Annotated in this window: 15 protein-coding genes; 12 read left to right on the plus strand and 3 right to left on the minus strand. The window is 65.4% G+C overall.

What is annotated here, in order from left to right; all coding sequences use genetic code 11:
- Positions 1-146: 146 nt before the first annotated feature.
- The 4 genes from PSA7680_RS12015 to PSA7680_RS12030 are packed head-to-tail and all read left to right on the plus strand — an operon-like array spanning position 147 to position 4,118.
- Positions 147-995: an amidohydrolase family protein gene (locus PSA7680_RS12015; RefSeq protein WP_085868963.1), complete on the plus strand. Its 849-nt coding sequence runs from the start codon at positions 147-149 to the stop codon at positions 993-995.
- On the plus strand, positions 995-1,810 hold the full coding sequence (locus PSA7680_RS12020) for an IclR family transcriptional regulator (protein WP_085868964.1): 816 nt from the start codon (positions 995-997) through the stop codon (positions 1,808-1,810). The genes PSA7680_RS12015 and PSA7680_RS12020 overlap by 1 nt, the downstream gene beginning before the upstream one ends.
- Positions 1,807-2,973 (plus strand): type 2 periplasmic-binding domain-containing protein, encoded by a 1,167-nt coding sequence (locus PSA7680_RS12025; RefSeq protein WP_085868965.1) that lies wholly within the window; start codon positions 1,807-1,809, stop codon positions 2,971-2,973. The genes PSA7680_RS12020 and PSA7680_RS12025 overlap by 4 nt, the downstream gene beginning before the upstream one ends.
- A gap of 14 nt (positions 2,974-2,987) precedes the next feature.
- Positions 2,988-4,118 carry a CaiB/BaiF CoA transferase family protein gene (locus PSA7680_RS12030; protein ID WP_085868966.1) on the plus strand — a complete coding sequence of 377 codons (1,131 nt, stop codon included), beginning with the start codon at positions 2,988-2,990 and terminating at the stop codon, positions 4,116-4,118.
- Positions 4,119-4,122: 4 nt separating this feature from the next.
- On the opposite strand, the gene PSA7680_RS12035 is transcribed toward PSA7680_RS12030, so the two are convergent.
- Positions 4,123-4,818 carry a GntR family transcriptional regulator gene (locus tag PSA7680_RS12035; RefSeq protein WP_085868967.1) on the minus strand — a complete coding sequence of 232 codons (696 nt, stop codon included), beginning with the start codon at positions 4,816-4,818 and terminating at the stop codon, positions 4,123-4,125.
- Between the two features lie 109 nt (positions 4,819-4,927).
- Here PSA7680_RS12035 and uxaC point away from each other — a divergent pair, with 109 nt between their 5' ends.
- From uxaC to PSA7680_RS12055, 4 genes are all read left to right on the plus strand, one after another.
- Complete coding sequence (uxaC, locus tag PSA7680_RS12040; RefSeq protein WP_085868968.1) at positions 4,928-6,331, plus strand: glucuronate isomerase; 1,404 nt, start codon at positions 4,928-4,930, stop codon at positions 6,329-6,331.
- Positions 6,332-6,430: 99 nt separating this feature from the next.
- On the plus strand, positions 6,431-7,255 hold the full coding sequence (gene kduI / locus PSA7680_RS12045; RefSeq protein ID WP_085868969.1) for a 5-dehydro-4-deoxy-D-glucuronate isomerase: 825 nt from the start codon (positions 6,431-6,433) through the stop codon (positions 7,253-7,255).
- Positions 7,252-7,998: a 2-dehydro-3-deoxy-D-gluconate 5-dehydrogenase KduD gene (gene kduD / locus PSA7680_RS12050; protein ID WP_085868970.1), complete on the plus strand. Its 747-nt coding sequence runs from the start codon at positions 7,252-7,254 to the stop codon at positions 7,996-7,998. The genes kduI and kduD overlap by 4 nt, the downstream gene beginning before the upstream one ends.
- Complete coding sequence (locus tag PSA7680_RS12055) at positions 7,988-9,430, plus strand: mannitol dehydrogenase family protein (protein WP_085868971.1); 1,443 nt, start codon at positions 7,988-7,990, stop codon at positions 9,428-9,430. Before kduD ends, PSA7680_RS12055 begins: the two co-directional genes overlap by 11 nt.
- 3 nt (positions 9,431-9,433) lie before the next feature.
- Here PSA7680_RS12055 and PSA7680_RS12060 read toward each other — a convergent pair whose 3' ends face one another.
- Both PSA7680_RS12060 and PSA7680_RS12065 read right to left on the minus strand, forming a co-directional pair.
- Positions 9,434-10,618 carry a M24 family metallopeptidase gene (locus PSA7680_RS12060; protein WP_085868972.1) on the minus strand — a complete coding sequence of 395 codons (1,185 nt, stop codon included), beginning with the start codon at positions 10,616-10,618 and terminating at the stop codon, positions 9,434-9,436.
- A gap of 99 nt (positions 10,619-10,717) precedes the next feature.
- Positions 10,718-11,404 (minus strand): fumarylacetoacetate hydrolase family protein, encoded by a 687-nt coding sequence (locus PSA7680_RS12065; RefSeq protein WP_085868973.1) that lies wholly within the window; start codon positions 11,402-11,404, stop codon positions 10,718-10,720.
- 369 nt (positions 11,405-11,773) lie between these two features.
- On the opposite strand from PSA7680_RS12065, the gene PSA7680_RS12070 reads away from it, so the two are divergent.
- From PSA7680_RS12070 to PSA7680_RS12090, 4 genes are all read left to right on the plus strand, one after another.
- Positions 11,774-11,989: a helix-turn-helix transcriptional regulator gene (locus tag PSA7680_RS12070; protein WP_085868974.1), complete on the plus strand. Its 216-nt coding sequence runs from the start codon at positions 11,774-11,776 to the stop codon at positions 11,987-11,989.
- Positions 11,990-12,464: 475 nt separating this feature from the next.
- Complete coding sequence (locus PSA7680_RS12075; RefSeq protein ID WP_085868975.1) at positions 12,465-13,340, plus strand: BrxR family helix-turn-helix transcriptional regulator; 876 nt, start codon at positions 12,465-12,467, stop codon at positions 13,338-13,340.
- A 19-nt stretch (positions 13,341-13,359) separates the two neighbouring features.
- The gene (locus PSA7680_RS18520) at positions 13,360-16,440 is read left to right on the plus strand and encodes a hypothetical protein (RefSeq protein ID WP_139838629.1); all 3,081 of its coding nucleotides are present in this window, start codon (positions 13,360-13,362) and stop codon (positions 16,438-16,440) included.
- Positions 16,433-17,128: a DEAD/DEAH box helicase gene (locus PSA7680_RS12090; RefSeq protein ID WP_217808339.1), complete on the plus strand. Its 696-nt coding sequence runs from the start codon at positions 16,433-16,435 to the stop codon at positions 17,126-17,128. The genes PSA7680_RS18520 and PSA7680_RS12090 overlap by 8 nt, the downstream gene beginning before the upstream one ends.
- Positions 17,129-17,245 lie beyond the last annotated feature (117 nt).

Consider the following 17,245-nt stretch of genomic DNA (forward strand, 5'->3'; position numbering starts at 1 on the left):
TCCCAAGATGGCGAGCCATTTGTCTGGTCGTCTGGCGGCTCGCTGCGTGTTTTATGGATAAACTTGACTTTCATATTTAGTCAATGCTTATCTTCCCCAACGGCAGCACCACCCCGCCGCAGCCCCGCCACCGCCCCGGAGGACCCATGCTTTTCGACACGCATCTGCACCTGATCTACCCGGAACGCCTGAGCTATCCGTGGCTTGCGGATTTCGCGGCGCTGAACCGGCCGAGCACCTTCGACGCCTACCGCGTGCTGGCGGGCCGGCTGGGAATCACCGGCTGCCTGCACATGGAGGTCGATGTCGCCGAATCGCAGATCGCGGCCGAGACCGATCTCGTGGAGGAGCTGATGGCGTCGGAGGGCTCGCTGATGCGTGGTGCGATCTCTTCCTGCCGGCCCGAAAGCGAGGGCTTTGCCGCCTTTCTCGAAGCCGCGCGGGCGCGCCCCGCGATCAAGGGGTTCCGCCGCGTGCTGCACGTGGTGGACGACGATCTGAGCACCACGCCCCTGTTCCGCGACAACGTGAAACGGCTCTCCGGCACCGGGCTGACCTTCGATCTCTGCGTGCAACCGCGCCAGCACGGGATCGCGGCGGCGCTGGTGGACCATTGCCCGGACGTGACCTTCATCCTCGATCACTGCGGCGTGCCCGACATCGCGGGCGGCACGTTCGAGGCCTGGCAGGCGGGTATGCGCGCGCTGGCCGAGCGGCCCAACGTGGTGGCCAAAATCTCCGGCGTGGTGGCCTACGGCGATGCCGAGCGCTGGTCGCTCGCCGATCTGCGCCCCTACGTGGAGGCCACCGCCGAAGCCTTCGGCCCGGAACGGCTTGTCTGGGGTTCCGACAGCCCTGTATGCAACCTGGGCGGCGGGCTGCCCACCTGGGTGGCCGCCACCCACGCCCTGACCGCCGGTTGGAGCGCGGCCGAGCGCACCGCGCTCTATGCCGGCAACGCCCGGCGGATCTGGAACCTGCAAGGCGACGAGTGATGGACAAGAGTGTGCGCGAAACGACGGCGCGGTTTGAAAGCGGCAAATACAGCGCCCCGGCGCTTTCCAAGGGGCTCGACATCCTCGAGCTGCTGGCGGAGGAGCCGCGCGGCTTCAAGAAGAGCGAGATCGCGGCGGCGCTGGACCGCTCTCTTTCCGAGATCTTCCGGATGCTCACCGTGCTGCAGGAACGCGGCTACGTGATGCTGGACCCGGACAGCGAGCGCTACACGCTGACGATGCTGCTGTTCGAACTGGCCCACCGCCATCCGCCCACCAAGCGGCTGACCCGCCTGGCCGGCTCCGTCATGGAGGGGGTCGCGCAGGAGACGAACCAATCGGTGCACCTGGCGATCCTGCACGGCAGCAACATCCTCGTCATCGCCCAGACGGACCCGCCCGGCAACAACATCACCTCCGTGCGCCTCGGGGCACGGGTGCCCATCGTCGTCACCGCTTCGGGCGCGGTGCTGACCCATCGCTTCGACCCGGAGCGCCGGGCCGAGCTGCTGGCACGCATCCCCGACATCAAGCCCGACGACCGGGCCAAGTTCGAGGAAAGCGTCGCGCAGGCCAAGGCGCTGGGATACTGCGAAAGCCCCTCCATGGTGATCGCGGGCGTCCACAACATCTCCGTGCCCGTGTTTTCCTACGCCGGCGAGGTGATCGCGGCGCTGACCATGCCCTACATCCGGCGGCTCACCGAGAAGGGCGACCCCGATTTCGACTCCTGCAAGGCGATCCTCGTGGAGGCCGCCAAGGCCCTCTCCGAGAAGCTGGGCGCGGGCGCGGCCGGGCCGGAGGACGGCGCATGAGGCCGCCGCGGCTGCATGGCTCGGGCGAAACCGTCGTCCTGCGCGGCATGACGTGGTCCGACCCGCGCGGTTACGACCCCGTGGTCGCTGCCGGCGCGGCCTTCGCCGAGGCCAATCCCGGCGTCACCATCCAATGGGACAAGCGCTCGCTTCAGGGCTTCGAGAGCACGCCGGTGGGCGAACTGGCCGCCAGCTACGACCTGATGGTCATCGACCACCCCCACACCGGCATCTGCGTGGCCGAAGGCTGCCTGCTGCCGCTGGACGAATGGCTCCCTGCCGAGGCGCTTCAGGCGCTGGCCAACGAGACCGTGGGCAAGAGCTTCGTCAGCTACGCGATGCGGGGCCACCAGTGGGCGCTGCCCATCGACGCCGCCACGCAGGTGCAGGCACATCGCCCCGACCGCGGCCCGCGCGCCGAAAATTGGGCGGGCGTCATCGCCGCGGCGCAGGCCGGCGAGGTGATCCTGCCCCTGCGCCCGCCGCACAACCTGATGTGCCTCTACACGCTGGCGGCCAACATAGGGCAGCCCTGCGCCTCCGCCCGGGATCGCCTGCTGCCGCGTGCCGCGGGGCTTGCGGTTCTCGAAGCGCTCCTTGCCGTGAGCGACCATGTCGATCCGGCCTGCCACGAGATGGACCCGATCGCGGCGCTGGACGCGCTCTGCGAAGACGGCGGCCGGCTCCGACTCGCACCCCTGACCTACCTCTACAAGGGCTACGCCAACGCCGGCTATCGGCAGCACGCAGTGGCCTTTTCCGACATCGCCCCGCTGGGGCAAAGCGGCCCGCTCGGCTCCGCGCTCGGCGGCACCGGGATCGCCGTTTCCGCGCGCAGCGCCCATCCCGCGCTCGCCGCCGGTTTCGCCGGCTGGCTGGCCGGCGCCGACTGCCAGCGCACCATCTACGCGCAGTCCAACGGCCAGCCGGGCAATGCCGTGGCCTGGGCCGATCCCGCGGTGAACGCGCCAGTCGAGGGCGCCTATTTCGCCACCCGCCAGACCCACGAAGCCGCCTGGCTGCGCCCGCGCCACGCCGGCTACATGGGCTTCCAGGAAGAAGGCGGCGAGCTCCTCACCGAAGCGCTCCGCCGCAGGCTCTCGCCCGAGGCCGCGCTCGACGCGCTCGACGCGCGCTTCGCCGCCAGCTTCGCCACCGATTGAAACACGAGGCCACCATGCCCAACTCCGCCCCCCTTTCCGGCCTGAAGGTGCTGGATTTCAGCCAGTTCCTCGCCGGGCCCTACGCCTCGCTCAGGCTCGCCGATCTGGGGGCCGACGTGATCAAGGTGGAGCGCGCGGGCACCGGGGATCTCTCGCGTTACCTCTACGTTTCCGACGTGCAGATCGACGGCGAGAGCACGATCTTCCACGCCATCAACCGCGGCAAACGCTCGATCTCGGCCGATCTGCGCAAGGAGGAGGACCGCGCCCGGATCTGGGCATTGATCGAGGAGGCGGACGTGGTGATCCAGAACTTCCGCCCCGGAGTCATCGAACGTCTGGGGTTCGGTCACGAGGCGGTGCGCGCGCGCAAGCCATCCATCGTCTACGGCTCGATCTCGGGATACGGCACCGGCAACGACTGGGAAGCGCTGCCGGGGCAGGACCTGCTGGCGCAGGCGCGCTCGGGGATCATGTGGCTGTCGGGCGGCGCCGCCGACGGCCCGGTGGCGCTCGGCCTGCCCGTGGCCGACATTCTGGCCGGCGCGGCCCTGGCGCAGGGGCTGCTGGCGCTGCTCGTGCGCCGGGGCCTCACCGGCGAGGGCGGGCTCGTGGAAACCAGCCTGATCGAGGCGGTCTGCGATCTCCAGTTCGAGCTGCTGACGACCCATTTCAACGATGGCGGGCGGGCACCGCAGCGGCCGGGCAACTTCCCGGCCCACGCCTACCTGGCGGCGCCCTACGGCGTCTACCGCACCGCCGACGGATACGTTGCCATCGCGATGAACAGCCTCGACAAGCTGGCCGCCTGCCTTTCGCTGGATGCGCCCTTCTCCGGGCTCGACCCTTTCCGCCACCGCGATGCGATCAAGGCCGAACTGGCCACCCATCTCGAAACCCGGAGCACGGACCACTGGATCGCCATCTTCGTGGCCGCCGACATCTGGGCCGCCCCCGTTCTGGACTGGAAAGGGCTGGTGGAGTCGGGCGTGCTGCAATCGCTGGACATGCTGGGCGAAATCGACCGTGGCGGGCACGGGATGCGCAGCCTGCGCAGCCCGCTGCGCATCGATGGTGCGCGCGCCAGTGCCGACACGCCGGCTCCCTACCTCGGCGGCCCGGCGCCGGAGTGGCGGCGCGGCTGAGGCGTCAGTCGGCCTCCGCGAAGAACTCCGGGTGCTCGGCGCGCGCCTTTTGAAGGGTCTGGCGGATTTCGCCGATATGGCTGCGCAGGCAGGCTTCGGCGCGGGCCGCGTCGCCGGCGAGAATGGCATCGATCAGCGCCCGGTGCTCCCCCAGCACGGTGTGGCGGCGCTCGGCCGAGAGGGTGATGTAGCGCACCCTGTCCATATGCGCCTTCTGCTCCTGGATCAGCACCCAGGCGTGGGGGTGGCCCGCAATGGCGCAGAGCCGTGCATGCAGGGCCTCGTCAAGCTCGTGGAAGCGCGCCGGCTCAGGATGTTCGAGCGCCTCCTCCTGCCCGGCGAGATTGGCCTTGAGCGCCTCGGCGTCCTCGGCCGTCAGGTTGCGCATCGCCTCGCGCAGGCACTCCACTTCCAGCGCCGTGCGGGTGAAGACGGCATCCTGCACCGCCCGCTCCGAGATCCGCGTGATCAGCGTGGCCCGCTGTGGGCGGATCGACAGGAAGCCGACCTTGGAGAGGCGGAAGAAGGCATCGCGCACCGGCTGTCGGGAGACATCGAGCCGGCGTGCGATTTCGGCCTCAGAGACCTTCGAGCCGGGCGGCAGTTCAAGCGAGATCACCGCGTCGTAGAGCGCCTGATAGACTTGCTCCGTGGCGGAATTCGCAGCCGCAGGCAGGGGCGCGATGGCTGGTTCGTTCATGATCACTCCCGATCCCGGATCCGTTGCCGGAAACCTAGTGCGGAATAGGTTTTGACACAACTAATAAACTAGCATATCAGATTTGCAGACCCAACGCCGGAGCCCCCCAATGCCCCTCACCGATCCCGACAGGCTGTTTCCCACGGAGCCCCGCCTGCGCGATCTGGCCCGCGCGCTCTACGAAAGCGTCGCGGATCTGCCCATCATCAGCCCCCACGGCCATTGCGATCCGGCGTGGTTCGCCGAGAACGACCGCTTTCCAAACCCGGCGGAGCTTTTCGTGGTGCCGGATCACTATGTGTTCCGGATGCTGGTGAGCCAGGGCGTTTCGCTGCCCGATCTCGGGGTGCCCCGCGTGGACGGCGGCCCCGTCGAATCCGACCCGCGCAAGATCTGGGCGCGCTTCGCCGCCCGCTACCACCTGTTCCGCGGCACGCCCTCCGCGATGTGGCTCGACCATTCCTTCGAGCATGTCTTCGGCCTGACCGAGCCGCTTTCGGCCGAGACCGCCGAAGCGAGCTACGATCACATCGAAGCCTGCCTCGCGCAGGAGGCCTTCCGCCCCCGCGCGCTGTTCGAGCGCTTCAACATCGAGGTTCTGGCCACCACCGAGGGCGCGCTGGACGATCTTTCCCACCACCGCGCGATCCGCGAAAGCGGCTGGCACGGGCGCGTGATCACCACCTACCGCCCCGATGCCGTGGTGGACCCGGAGTTCGAAGGCTTCGCCGCCAACGTCGCGCGGCTCGGCGCGCTCACCGGCGAAGACACCTCCACCTGGCAGGGCTACCTCGCCGCGCACCGCGCCCGCCGCGCCTATTTCCGCAGCTTCGGCGCCACCGCAACCGATCACGGCCATCCCACCGCCCGCACCGAGGATCTGGGAGACGCGGCGGCGGCGCTGTTTGCCAAGGTGCTGTCGGGCGATTTCACGCCCGACGAGGCCGATGCCTTCCGGGGCCAGATGCTCACCGAGATGGCCCGCATGAGCCTTGAGGACGGCATGGTCATGCAGATCCACGCCGGCTCGCGCCGCAACCACTCCGCCGGCGTCTTCGCCATCCACGGCCGCGACAAGGGGTTCGACATCCCCGGCCGCACCGATTTCGTCGGTGCGCTGAAGCCGCTGCTGGATGCCGTAGGAATGGAGCCTTCGCTCACCATCCTGCTCTTCACGCTGGACGAAACCACCTACGGCCGCGAGCTGGCCCCGCTGGCGGGCGCCTACCCGGCCCTGCGGCTTGGCCCGCCGTGGTGGTTCTTCGACAGCTACGAGGGCATCCGCCGTTTCCGCGAAACCACCACCGAAACCTGCGGCTTCTACAACACCGCCGGTTTCAACGACGACACCCGCGCCTTCTGCTCGATTCCCGCGCGCCACGACGTGGCCCGCCGCAGCGATTGCGCCTATCTCGCCCAGCTCGTCGGCACCGGCCGGCTGCGCGAGCCCGAAGCGTTCGAGGTAGCCCAGGACCTCGCGTACCGGTTGGCAAAGGAGGCCTATCGCCTCTGACCAGCCATTCGCCCGAACCGTCCGGCCCGCCCGGCCCGCCGCGCGCACTGCCGGCCGGTTCGCATCCTGAAAGCTCCCAATACGCAAACGGAGATACCTGTGACCCTCACGACCCAGACCCGCTACGCGGTCGATCCCGAAACGGCCAAGGGCTTTGATACCGAAACCCTGCGCCGCCACTTCCACGTCGGCGATCTCTTCGCCGAGGGCGAGATCCGCCTCGTCTATTCCCACTACGATCGCCTGATCCTCGGCTCTGCCGTGCCCGCCGGGGCGGCGCTGGTGCTGGATCACGTGGCCGAAGCCGGCACCCCGAGCCTGCTGGACCGCCGCGAGATGGGCATCCTGAGCCTCGGCGACACCGGCACGGTGAGCGTGGGCGGCACCCGCCACGAGATGGCGCGGGGCGAAGTGCTCTACATCGGTATGGGCGCCGGCCCCGTCACCTTCGAAACGGGCCGCTTCTACCTGCTCTCGGCACCCGCCCACCAAAGCTACCCTACGCGCCTGATCCGCCACGCCGACGCCCGCCGGGTGGAGCTTGGGGCGCGCGAAACGGCCAACGAACGCACCATCCTGCAATACTTGCACCCCGATGTCTGCCCGAGCTGCCAGCTGGTGATGGGCGTCACCCAGTTCGCGCCCGGCTCGATCTGGAACACGATGCCCGCCCATGTGCACGACCGCCGGATGGAGGCCTACCTCTACTTCGACCTGCCCCCGGAGCAGCGCGTCTTCCATTTCATGGGCAAGCCCGAGGAAACCCGCCACATGGTGATCGCCAACGAGGAGGCCATCATCTCGCCGCCCTGGTCGATCCACTGCGGCGCAGGCACCGCGGCCTACACCTTCTGCTGGGCCATGGCGGGCGACAACGTCGATTTCACCGATATGGACATGGTTGCGATGGAGAATCTGCGATGAGCGACGCATTCAGCCTTGAAGGCAAACGCGCGCTGGTGACGGGCGCGAACACGGGCATCGGGCAGGCGATCGCGATCGGCCTCGCCGAGGCGGGCGCGCATGTGATCGCCGCCGGGCGCTCGCCTTGCGCGCAAACCGTGGAGGCCATCGCCGCCAAGGGCCTGTCGGGCGAGGCCATGACGCTGGATCTGGCCGATCCGGCGGCCGGGGCCGCGAAGCTTTCGGAGGCGGGCGACCTGGACATCCTCGTCAACAACGCCGGCATCATCCGCCGTGCCGACAGCACCGACTATTCCGAAGCCGACTGGGACGACGTGCTGGACGTGAACCTCAAGGCCGTCTTCCTCATGTGCCAGGCCTTCGGCAAGGCCGCCATCGCCGCCGGGCGCGGCGGGCGGATCGTCAACATCGCCTCGCTCCTGAGCTTCCAGGGCGGCATCCGCGTGCCCGCCTACACCGCCTCCAAGCACGGGGTGGCCGGGCTCACCAAGATCCTCGCCAACGAATGGGCCACGAAGGGCATCAACGTGAACGCCGTGGCGCCGGGCTACATCGCCACCAACAACACCCAGGCCCTGCGCGAAGATCCCGTGCGCAACAAGGCGATCCTCGAGCGCATCCCCGCCGGGCGCTGGGGCGATCCCGCCGACATCGCCGGCGCCGTTACCTTCCTCTGCACCCCGGCCGCCAACTACGTGACCGGCGCCGTGCTGAACGTGGACGGAGGCTGGCTTGCCCGCTGAGGCGCCGCGCCTGAGCCGTTCCGGGGCCGCGCCCCGGCGCGGCATCGTCCATATCGGGCCGGGCGCCTTCTTCCGCGCCTTCAACGCCGTCTTCACCGAAGAGGCGATGGCCGCGGAAGGCGGCGACTGGGGCATCACGGCGGTCTCGCTGCGCAGCGCAACCGCGCGGGATCAGCTTGCGCCGCAGGGCGGGGCCTATACCTCCGTCACGCTTTCGGAAGCCGGCAACCGCGCGCAGGTGATCGGCGCGATCGCCGAAGTGCTGGTGGCGCCGGAGGCTCCCGAGGCGGTGCTGGCGGCAATGGCGGACCCGGCGGCCAGGATCGTCTCGCTCACCATCACCGAGAAAGGCTATTGCCACAGCCCGTCCACGGGCAGGCTGCGCCTCGATCACCCCGACATCGCCCACGATCTGGTCAACCCCGCCGCCCCGCGCAGCGCCATCGGCTTCATCGTCGAGGCCCTTGCCCGCCGCCGCGCCGCAGGCGTGGCCCCGTTCACCGTGCTCTCCTGCGACAACCTTCCCGCCAACGGCCGCCTGGCGCGGGGCGTGACGCTGGATTTCGCCCGCGCGCGCGACGACGGCCTCGCCGCATGGATCGAGGCCGAAGTGCCCTTCCCCGCCACCATGGTGGATCGCATCACCCCCGCCACCACCGAGGCCGACGTGGCCGCGCTGGCCGAGGCCGAGGGCTACCATGATCCGGCCTGCGTGGTGCATGAAGCCTTTCGCCAATGGGTGATCGAGGACCGCTTCGCGCAGGGCCGCCCCGCGTGGGAGGCCGCGGGCGTCCAGTTCGTCCGGAACGTGGAGGCGCACGAGACGATGAAGCTGCGCTGCCTGAACGGCACCCACTCCACGCTGGCCTACCTCGGCTATCTCGCCGGGCTGGAAACCATCGCCGACGCGGCCCATGATCCGCTCTTTTCCGCGCTGCTCCAAAAGCTCTGGGCCGAGGAGATCCTGCCCACCGTGCCCCCGCCCGAGGGCGAAGATCTGCCCGCCTATACCGCCGCGCTGCTGGCCCGCTACCGCGATCGCGCCCTGCGCCACCGGCTCTGGCAGATCGCCATGGACGGCAGCCAGAAACTGCCCCAGCGCCTGCTCGGCACCATCGCCGACCGCCGCGCCCCCGGCGCGCTGCCGCGCGGGCTGTGCCTCGCCGTGGCCGGCTGGATGCGCTACGTCGGCGGCATCGATGAAACCGGCGCGCCCATCGACGTGCGCGACCCGCTCGCAGACCGGCTGAAGGCCGCCAGCGACGCCGCCGGCAGCGCCGAAGGCAAGGTCGCGGCCCTGCTGGCCTTCCGCGAGATCTTCCCGAAGGAGTTGGCCGAAGATCCCACCTTCCGCGCGGCCCTGTGCGATGCCTACCGCGACCTCGCGGACAAGGGCGCCCGCGCCACCATCCGCGCCTGCCTCGCAGGCTGAGCCCTACCCTTTCACGAACAGCTCGCGCGGCACGGTGCCGAGCGGCTCGGCCGGGCCATCTTCCCGGATGAGGATGGTCTCGGTGGTTTCGAGCCCCCAGCCTTCCATCCAGAGTGCGGGCATGAAATGGAACACCATGCCCGGCGCCAGTTCGGTGGTGTCCTCGGCCCGGATGGAAACGGTGCGCTCGCCCCAGTCCGGCGGGTAGCTCAACCCCACCGGGTAGCCGCAGCGCCCCTCCCGCGCGATGCCGTGCGCGCGCAACACCGATGTGAAGGCATTGGCGATGTCGCAGGCCCGGTTGCCCGCGCGGGCGGCCTCCAGCCCGGCGGCGATGCCCTCCATCTGCGCCGCGGCGGCGGCCTGCATCTCGGGTGGCGGGCGCCCGAGGAAGACCGTCCGGCACAGGGGCGCGTGGTAGCGGCGGTAGCAGCCGGAAAGCTCGAAGAAGGTGGCCTCGCCGCTGCGCATGGGCGCATCGTTCCATGTCAGGTGGGCCGCGCTGGCATCCGCGCCGGATGGCGTCAGCGGCACGATGGCGGGGTAGTCGCCCCAGGCGCCCTCAACGCCCCGGATCGCCGTGCGCAGGATCTCGGCCACGAGTTCGTTCTTGCGCCGCCCCGGCTCCGAAAGCGCGATCGCCTGCGTCACCACCGCATCCGAGATCGCCGCGGCCCGGCGCATGAAGGCGATTTCCTCGCCGGATTTCACCAACCGCTGCCAGTTGACGAGCGCCGTCGCATCTACGAGGCGTGCCGTGGGCAGCGCCGCGGCCAGAACGGCATGGGCGCGGGCGGAGTAGTAGTAGTTCTCCATCTCCACCCCGATGCGGGCGCCCTGCAGCCCGATTCCGGCCAGCAGGCGGGCGAGATCCTGCATCGGGTGCCGCGCCTCGCTCTGGACGAAATGATCCTCATAGGCATGGATGCAATCGGCCTCCATGTAGCAGGTGCGCAGAGCGCCGAAACTGTCCATCCGGCGGCCCCACCAGCGCGGCGTGCCCTCCATCGTCAGGATCACCCCCTGGTGCACGTAGAAGGACCAGCCGTCATAGCCGGTGAGCCAGGCCATGTTGGACGGATCGGTGAGGAAGAGCGCATCCAGCCCGCGCGCGCCCATCTCCGCCCGCACCCGCGCAAGGCGGCGCTGGTATTCCCGCGGCGAGAAGGGCAGAGAATCGGCGGCCATGCATTCCCCATCGGCTGACGGATGTTCCGGGGGCAAGCCTAGGGCAGCGCGCCGGCCGGCGGCAAGCCCGGGCCACGCAGGAGGCCGCGGCCGCCCTCCTCAGTCCACGCGCACGGTGAGCTGGCCGAACCCGTCCACCTCCATCTCCATGACGTCGCCGCGACGGACGGGGCCGACGCCCGCCGGCGTGCCCGTCAGGATCACGTCGCCCGCGGCCAGTTCGAAATAGGCACTCAGGTAGGCGATCATCTCGGGCACCTTCCAGATCATCTGGCCCAGATCCCCGTCCTGGCGGATCTCGCCGTTGACCTTGAGCCTGAGCCGCCCGGCCTCGGGATGGCCGACTTCGGCCACCGGGTGGATCGGCCCGCAGGGCGCGGATCGCTCGAAGGCCTTCCCGATCTCCCAGGGGCGCCCCATCTTCTTCATCTGCCCCTGCAGATCGCGCCGTGTCATGTCCAGCGCGAGGCCGTAGCCATAGACATGGCCCAGCGCCTCCTCCACAGCGATATCGCTGCCGCCGGAGTGCAACGCCACGTAGACCTCGGCCTCGTGGTGCACTTCCGAACTGCGGGACGGATAGGGAAAGCGGCCCGAGGGATCGAGGTTGTCCGGGTTTTTCTGGAAGAAGAACGGCGGCTCGCGATCGGGATCATGCCCCATCTCGACGGCATGCGCCGCGTAATTGCGCCCGACGCAGTAGACCCGGCGCACCGGGAAACGGGCATCCGTGCCCTTGATCGGCAGGGTTACGGGTTCGGGCGGGGCGAAAACGAAACCGGGCATCGGCTCCTCCTGCGGCAGGCAGCGTCCACCCCCGCCTATCCCAGGCCGGGCTGCAATTCAATCACGGGGGGGGGTAGATAGGGCATCTGCGAACCGGCCCGGCCAGTACGCCGTCAAGGCACACACACGATCAGGACAGATTCTCGGGATGGTGGCGGAGGGAGAGGAATACAGAAAATCCTGTCTCAACGTAGCCACCAGTGGCTGATCACAGATCGAGGAATCGAGGCGGGTGTTGTCTGATACTCGCGAACTCTCCGGAGGTTTGGGACGCATGCGCAATTCGCGCAAACTTCTGACTTTACTCGTTTTTCCATTCACGCCTTGGTTTGCGAGCAACCAAACCGAGTTGTACGTAAGGAGTAACACATGCAACCGACTTGCTTGAACCAGAAGGAATTGGCGGCGCGTTGGAGGATCAGCCATCGAACGCTCGAGCGCTGGCGGTGGGCCCGCGAGGGACCAGTTTACATGAAAATCGGCGGCCGCGTGGTGTATCGGCTGGAAGACATCCTGGCGTTCGAACGCGCCATGCTTTTAGGAAAAACACGAGATCAGGTAGCGTATCTTGATCTGGTGGATTGAATCCCGATTAACTCAAGACAAAATTCTCCCGCTGTCTCCAAAGTCGAGACTGCGGGAGGTTGCCATTATTGGCGCTCCTCCGGATCAATGCTGACAATTCCAGTTCTCGGGCTTGGATCTTTGGCGCGAGATCGAAAAGTATTGTCCTAAAATACCATCTCGCATGGCCGAGGTGGCACTATAACCGCTCCACGAAAAAACTCGGACGGAGTAAAGCAATTTGTGGCGCCCACTTGTCAAAGAAGCCGGTCGCGAAGAGAGACTAGATGAGCTTTGCCTTCTGCTTCCTTCCGCACGGGACAAACAGATTTGCGCGACGGTGCGTGGCACGGCGGAAAGCCAAGACTTGAAAAAAATCGATCTCCTTTTACGGAGCTCTGATTGCACAAGCTCAACCATTCCGCTAGCATCGCCTCAAGCACAGAAAATGTGCGCGCATAGTTACAATGCGCATCGGCCAAGCCGGGAGAGTGATGTGGAAGACAGCAAGGCGGAGCTTCGCTGGGGCGTCGAGCGACGGCTCGAGTTCATCGAGTTCCGCCTGTTTTGGGAGGGGCGCGTGAACCGCAGCGACCTGATGGATCAGTTCGGAGTTTCGGTGAACCAGGCGTCCGCCGACCTGAACCGCTACATCGGCCTGGCGCCCGACAACATGGTCTATGACAAAAGCGCCCGGACCTATGTGCGCACGCCAGACTTCAAAGCCCATTTCAGCGAACCCGACGCAAGCAAGTATCTGGCCCAGCTGCGTTCGGTCGCCGATGGTATCCTTGACCGAGAAGACGCCTGGGTCACCGAGCTTCCACCATTTGCGTCCGCTCCGACGCCGGTGCGCGGCGTCAATCCCGCAACGCTCCGATCGGTCGTCGGCGCCATTCACCAGTCGGAAGCGATCGAGGTGAAGTATCAAAGCCTGTCCCGCCCGGAGCCAAGCTGGCGCTGGATCGCGCCCCACGCCATCGCCTTCGACGGGTTCCGCTGGCACGCCCGGGCGTTTTGTGAGACTGATGAGCGCTTCAAGGACTTCCTGCTATCGCGAATGCTCAAAATCCGTGGCTCGCGAGAAGCCGAAGTCTTCCCCGGCGATGATCACGATTGGCATTCCGAGGTCACGCTGGAAGTCGGCCCCCACCCTGACCTCTCGGAAACTCAGGCAAAGGTCATAGCGCTCGACTACGGCATGCGCGGTGGCAAGGCGAAAATCAAGGTCCGGCGCGCGCTGCTCTATTACGCGCTCAGGCGGCTTGGGCTTGATACCGACCCGGGCGCGCGAAAGGCCCAGGATCAGCAAATCGTGCTCCTTAACAGGGAGCAATTAGCCATCTCATCACTTCTAGATGGAAAAGTATAGTTCTTCGGAAAGCTTGGCCATGGAAGAAAAAGCTTACTGGTCTGTCGAAATCGACACCGAGTATGCGGCGGTAAACTCCGCGCTTAACAACTATTTTTTTTGCGGCCGATTTGAAATGCTGCCAGTCTATCTTGATCTGGAGGGAGACGCGGAAACGAAAGTAACCGAGGCTCTCGAGATTGAGCCTGATGAACTCGGGGATTTCGTAGGGCTATGCGTTTCACGATCACTTCGGTTCGATCGTGCGGACCCCTATGTAGATCATACCAGCTGGTTGAAGGACTGGAGCAAGGCTGGCCGGCGATCCCCACCTCCCTTCACGGCACTTCTATGCGCTTTGTCCATCGCCGCCGAGAGAATGGGTGCCGATGAGAACTTCTCACCTAACAACTACTACGAGCGCTATTTCGAGTTGCTTGGGGTGAAGGGCGCGACAAACCAACAAAAACTTAGGCAGTACGCGAAACGTACTCGCCAGTTTTGGCGAGCATTGAACCTCTGGCTTTCTGAGAACGACTACTTGCTCGGAAGGCCAACCGCCAAACCGCTGCTTAGCCATTGGCAGTACGCCAGCTATGCCCTCTCGCAAGCCCTTGTTAGAGACGCAGACCGCCGGCGATTTGAAGGCCTCTTTCTGGCGTACGATTTGACGCCCGGCGACCCAGTTGGCGACGCGGAGATGGCGCTTCTCGTGAATGACTGGATGACCTCCCATGGGCCATCTGGCCCAACTGCTTGGCTGAGAAAACTGTGGACCGCGAACGAGTTAAGAGAGCGCGTTGTCGCCGCCGCGCTTGATACGTTCGAAAGCTGGGAGCCGTCAGCGGCCGTAACGCCAGGGCAAGCGAAGAAGGCGCGGCTTCAGTGGCAACTAGGCTTCTCCGGGTTTCCTAGAAAGAGGGTAACTCTGGCGCTCTCGGTGACACGTGGTGGTCACGCCGAACCACTTCGCCCAATCACGCCGGAAAGCATTCCTGAGGGAGAGTTCGTTCTGGAAGAAGGCGAGCCGGGCGTCCAATTCCTCGGACCGATCGGTTCGATAAACCTCGACCTTCTACTGCTACAATCGCAAACTTTCGTGGGGCAACAAAGCGGCGTCACCTACAACTACGTTGCTAAGCCCATCGTCGTGTTTTCGCGCTCTGCGGAAGGTCCCATGTTCAGGGAGGTTACCCGTGCAAGCCTCTTCGAGGAGCACGCGATCCTGTGCCACGAAGCATGGCTCGAAAAAGTCGAAGGCCACCTCGCCAAGTGCGCGCGTCCCGGGCATGCCGTGTTGCAATCGTCCGACATGCCGGGGATTCCAAGGGGTTGGTGCATCCTGAGAGGGGTCGAAATCGTGCGCTCCGTGGACAACGCACACGATAATTTCCATGCCCTGAATCCGCTTGATAGCACTGCTGCGATCGCTTGCGTTGGAGGCCTGAAACTCGGCCACGGAACGTGGCATGTTGATGCAAAACCGCACGTTGAAGCAAAATCCGAAAAAGGAGATGGCAAGCTCGAGATCCTGCATGAGCGCTTCGGCCAAGACGACGAGATCGTGGCCTCATCGAAAGCAGTGGGTGACTTCATCGAACTCGATCTAGATCAAGTCGAGGTCGCACCGGGAACCAACTTGCGGGCCGTGGTGAAAGCCGGCAAAGCTGAATTGGCTGAAACGGATTTTTCGTTAAGAAGTGCAGACGTACCACGCCCGCTCGGTGGAAAACGTTTTTACCATCCGTTTGCCAGCGGCCAAGGGCTCTCCCTGAATTCAGAAACCATCTCCTTGAGTCCAGAAAACGGACTGGAGGGATGCACCATCGTGGGAAGGCTTAATGTTGAACCAGATCAAAGCGTTTCGCCTCAACCAGAAATTTCCTCGAACAAGATTCCCGAGGGGATGGCAGAGGCCACTCCCGAGGTCGATTGGAAGCATGCGCAGGACGCGGCCCAGAAAGCAGCTGGGAGTTGCGTGATCCGCGGATATCACTACTGGGTCTATGAGCCGTTCGAGAAGGGGGACGATCGGTTCGAAGCCAAGATGGCGGAGTGTAAAGACTGCCACGTTCGCGCACTGTCTCGGTCGCGGGCGGTGGCGAAGAAAAACTGGAAAAAGAGCAAACAGGCACGATCTGGGACACCGGTTCGGAGGCAAACGGCCACGCAAGGCGCAATAAAGCAAGAGCACGGCGGAAGTTTGCCTCCGACTAACTCCGTTTCGCTTGACACGGTTTTCGATGCTCTCTGCTACCTCGGTCAAGGCAGTTGGCATGCATTTCAGCGGCTGGTGGCATCCGTTTCAGAAGAACCGTGGTTTCCACGAACGTTGGCCGCTGACCTTTTCGCCCTCGGCCATCTTGAAATGAAGGACTCGATCCTTTCTGACGCATCTGATTGGTCGGTGCCTCCACCCGTTATGGTGGTGGGTCTCGACAAGAAGGCCCGTCTCGCCGGCTTCCACTCGAAGCTCTTGCTTGGAAAGATCCGTGATGCGCTGGAGAGCGCAGGTGCAATCTACGAAGTGGTCTCGCAGCCAGGGCGCGTTACGCTGCATCGGTGGTCTGGGCTCGCTGGCCTGCCCTTAGACGCGCTGCTTGAAGGCATCACGGATCCGCACGGCCGCTCGGTTACAGTTGCCCACGACCTCGGCTTGGCGATTGCCAGAAACTTGCCGTCTATCGAAACGGCTTGGATGCTGGGGACACCAATGCATGTCGAAAGAGCGGACGCACTGGCCAAGTTCGACGTCAGAGACGCGCGCTGGATTAGAGCAGAGACCATTGAAGGCACTGGGGCTTACCGGGTTGGGCTGCACGGAACCCGTTACGTGTTCCGCGATCATAGTGGAGACACGCGCCAAGTTGGCCATCGGGTCGCCAAGATCTTGGCCGCAAAGAGCGAAGGTACACGGCTCCATGCCTACGACATTTCCACCGGCCGCTTCATCGCCGCTCTCGGGGCTGAGCCTCCAGGGTTGTTTGCCCGCGCTCTCGTCGCTTCTAGCGGTGAATTGCCTTCAATCGAAGGGGGACGCCTCATTTACGAGCGCGTCGATCCCATGATCGCAACCATTATCTTGAAAAAACTTTACGAGGGAGACCGGACCGTTGCCTAACGCCACGCCGAACGAGGTGCTCAAGTACATTCAGGAAGCATATCACAAATACTATGACAGCGCGTTCTGGATGCGAGACGGGGCGCTAATGGCGGAGCGCCGTGAACTACTCGCGGAACCCGGCCTTACCGCTCAAGAAATCCTGCTTGAGGCTGTTTTAGCGTATCCATCGGCGGTGCCTGTCGCAGAGGCTTGCGAGGAAGCGGGCCTACCTCCGAGCGTGGCGGAGCATCTTGGGAGAGTGGTATTTGGTGAGAACTACTCTCTCAGGAAGCACCAAGCCCAGTCACTGGTCACTTCTTTGGCACCGAACGATGCGCCGACCAGGAACGTCGTGGTTACGTCTGGGACGGGTTCCGGTAAGACCGAGAGTTTCCTCGTGCCCGTAATTGCGAGGCTCTTGGCTGAGAGGCTGGGCAGTGTCGGAAGCGGCACCTTGAACCAATGGTGGGAACGACCTTGGTCCCAAGAGACGCATTGGAACGGGATCCGGTCGGGGATTATCGGGGGCCCCACTCCAGCTGTTCGTGCTTTGCTGCTCTATCCAACCAACGCGCTCGTCGAGGACCAGGTTGCCAGGCTTCGGCGCGCTGCTTTCCGCGCGAAGGCCATCCACGGCCAGCCGCTCTTCTACTTCGGCCGGTACACTGGGGCGACGCCTGGCGGAACGTTTTTCCCTAGGTCGTGAACTCATAAACGGGATTCCGTTTTTGGCGGTGTGATGATTCACTTTCGGAAACGGAGGTGAGCATGACGGGCAGACACGATGTGAGCGATGCGGAATGGGCGGTGATCTCGCCGCTGT

It is taken from the genome of Pseudoruegeria aquimaris (genome assembly GCF_900172235.1).
Taxonomy (GTDB): domain Bacteria; phylum Pseudomonadota; class Alphaproteobacteria; order Rhodobacterales; family Rhodobacteraceae; genus Pseudoruegeria; species Pseudoruegeria aquimaris.

Bases quoted from the DNA above. Each gene is read 5' to 3' on its own strand.
- PSA7680_RS12015 (WP_085868963.1), top strand. From the start codon at position 147: ATGCTTTTCGACACGCATCTGCACCTGATCTACCCGGAACGCCTGAGC.
- PSA7680_RS12020 (WP_085868964.1), top strand. From the start codon at position 995: ATGGACAAGAGTGTGCGCGAAACGACGGCGCGGTTTGAAAGCGGCAAA.
- PSA7680_RS12025 (WP_085868965.1), top strand. From the start codon at position 1,807: ATGAGGCCGCCGCGGCTGCATGGCTCGGGCGAAACCGTCGTCCTGCGC.
- PSA7680_RS12030 (WP_085868966.1), top strand. From the start codon at position 2,988: ATGCCCAACTCCGCCCCCCTTTCCGGCCTGAAGGTGCTGGATTTCAGC.
- PSA7680_RS12035 (WP_085868967.1), bottom strand. From the start codon at position 4,818: ATGAACGAACCAGCCATCGCGCCCCTGCCTGCGGCTGCGAATTCCGCC.
- uxaC (WP_085868968.1), top strand. From the start codon at position 4,928: ATGCCCCTCACCGATCCCGACAGGCTGTTTCCCACGGAGCCCCGCCTG.
- kduD (WP_085868970.1), top strand. From the start codon at position 7,252: ATGAGCGACGCATTCAGCCTTGAAGGCAAACGCGCGCTGGTGACGGGC.
- PSA7680_RS12060 (WP_085868972.1), bottom strand. From the start codon at position 10,618: ATGGCCGCCGATTCTCTGCCCTTCTCGCCGCGGGAATACCAGCGCCGC.
- PSA7680_RS12065 (WP_085868973.1), bottom strand. From the start codon at position 11,404: ATGCCCGGTTTCGTTTTCGCCCCGCCCGAACCCGTAACCCTGCCGATC.
- PSA7680_RS12070 (WP_085868974.1), top strand. From the start codon at position 11,774: ATGCAACCGACTTGCTTGAACCAGAAGGAATTGGCGGCGCGTTGGAGG.
- PSA7680_RS18520 (WP_139838629.1), top strand. From the start codon at position 13,360: ATGGAAGAAAAAGCTTACTGGTCTGTCGAAATCGACACCGAGTATGCG.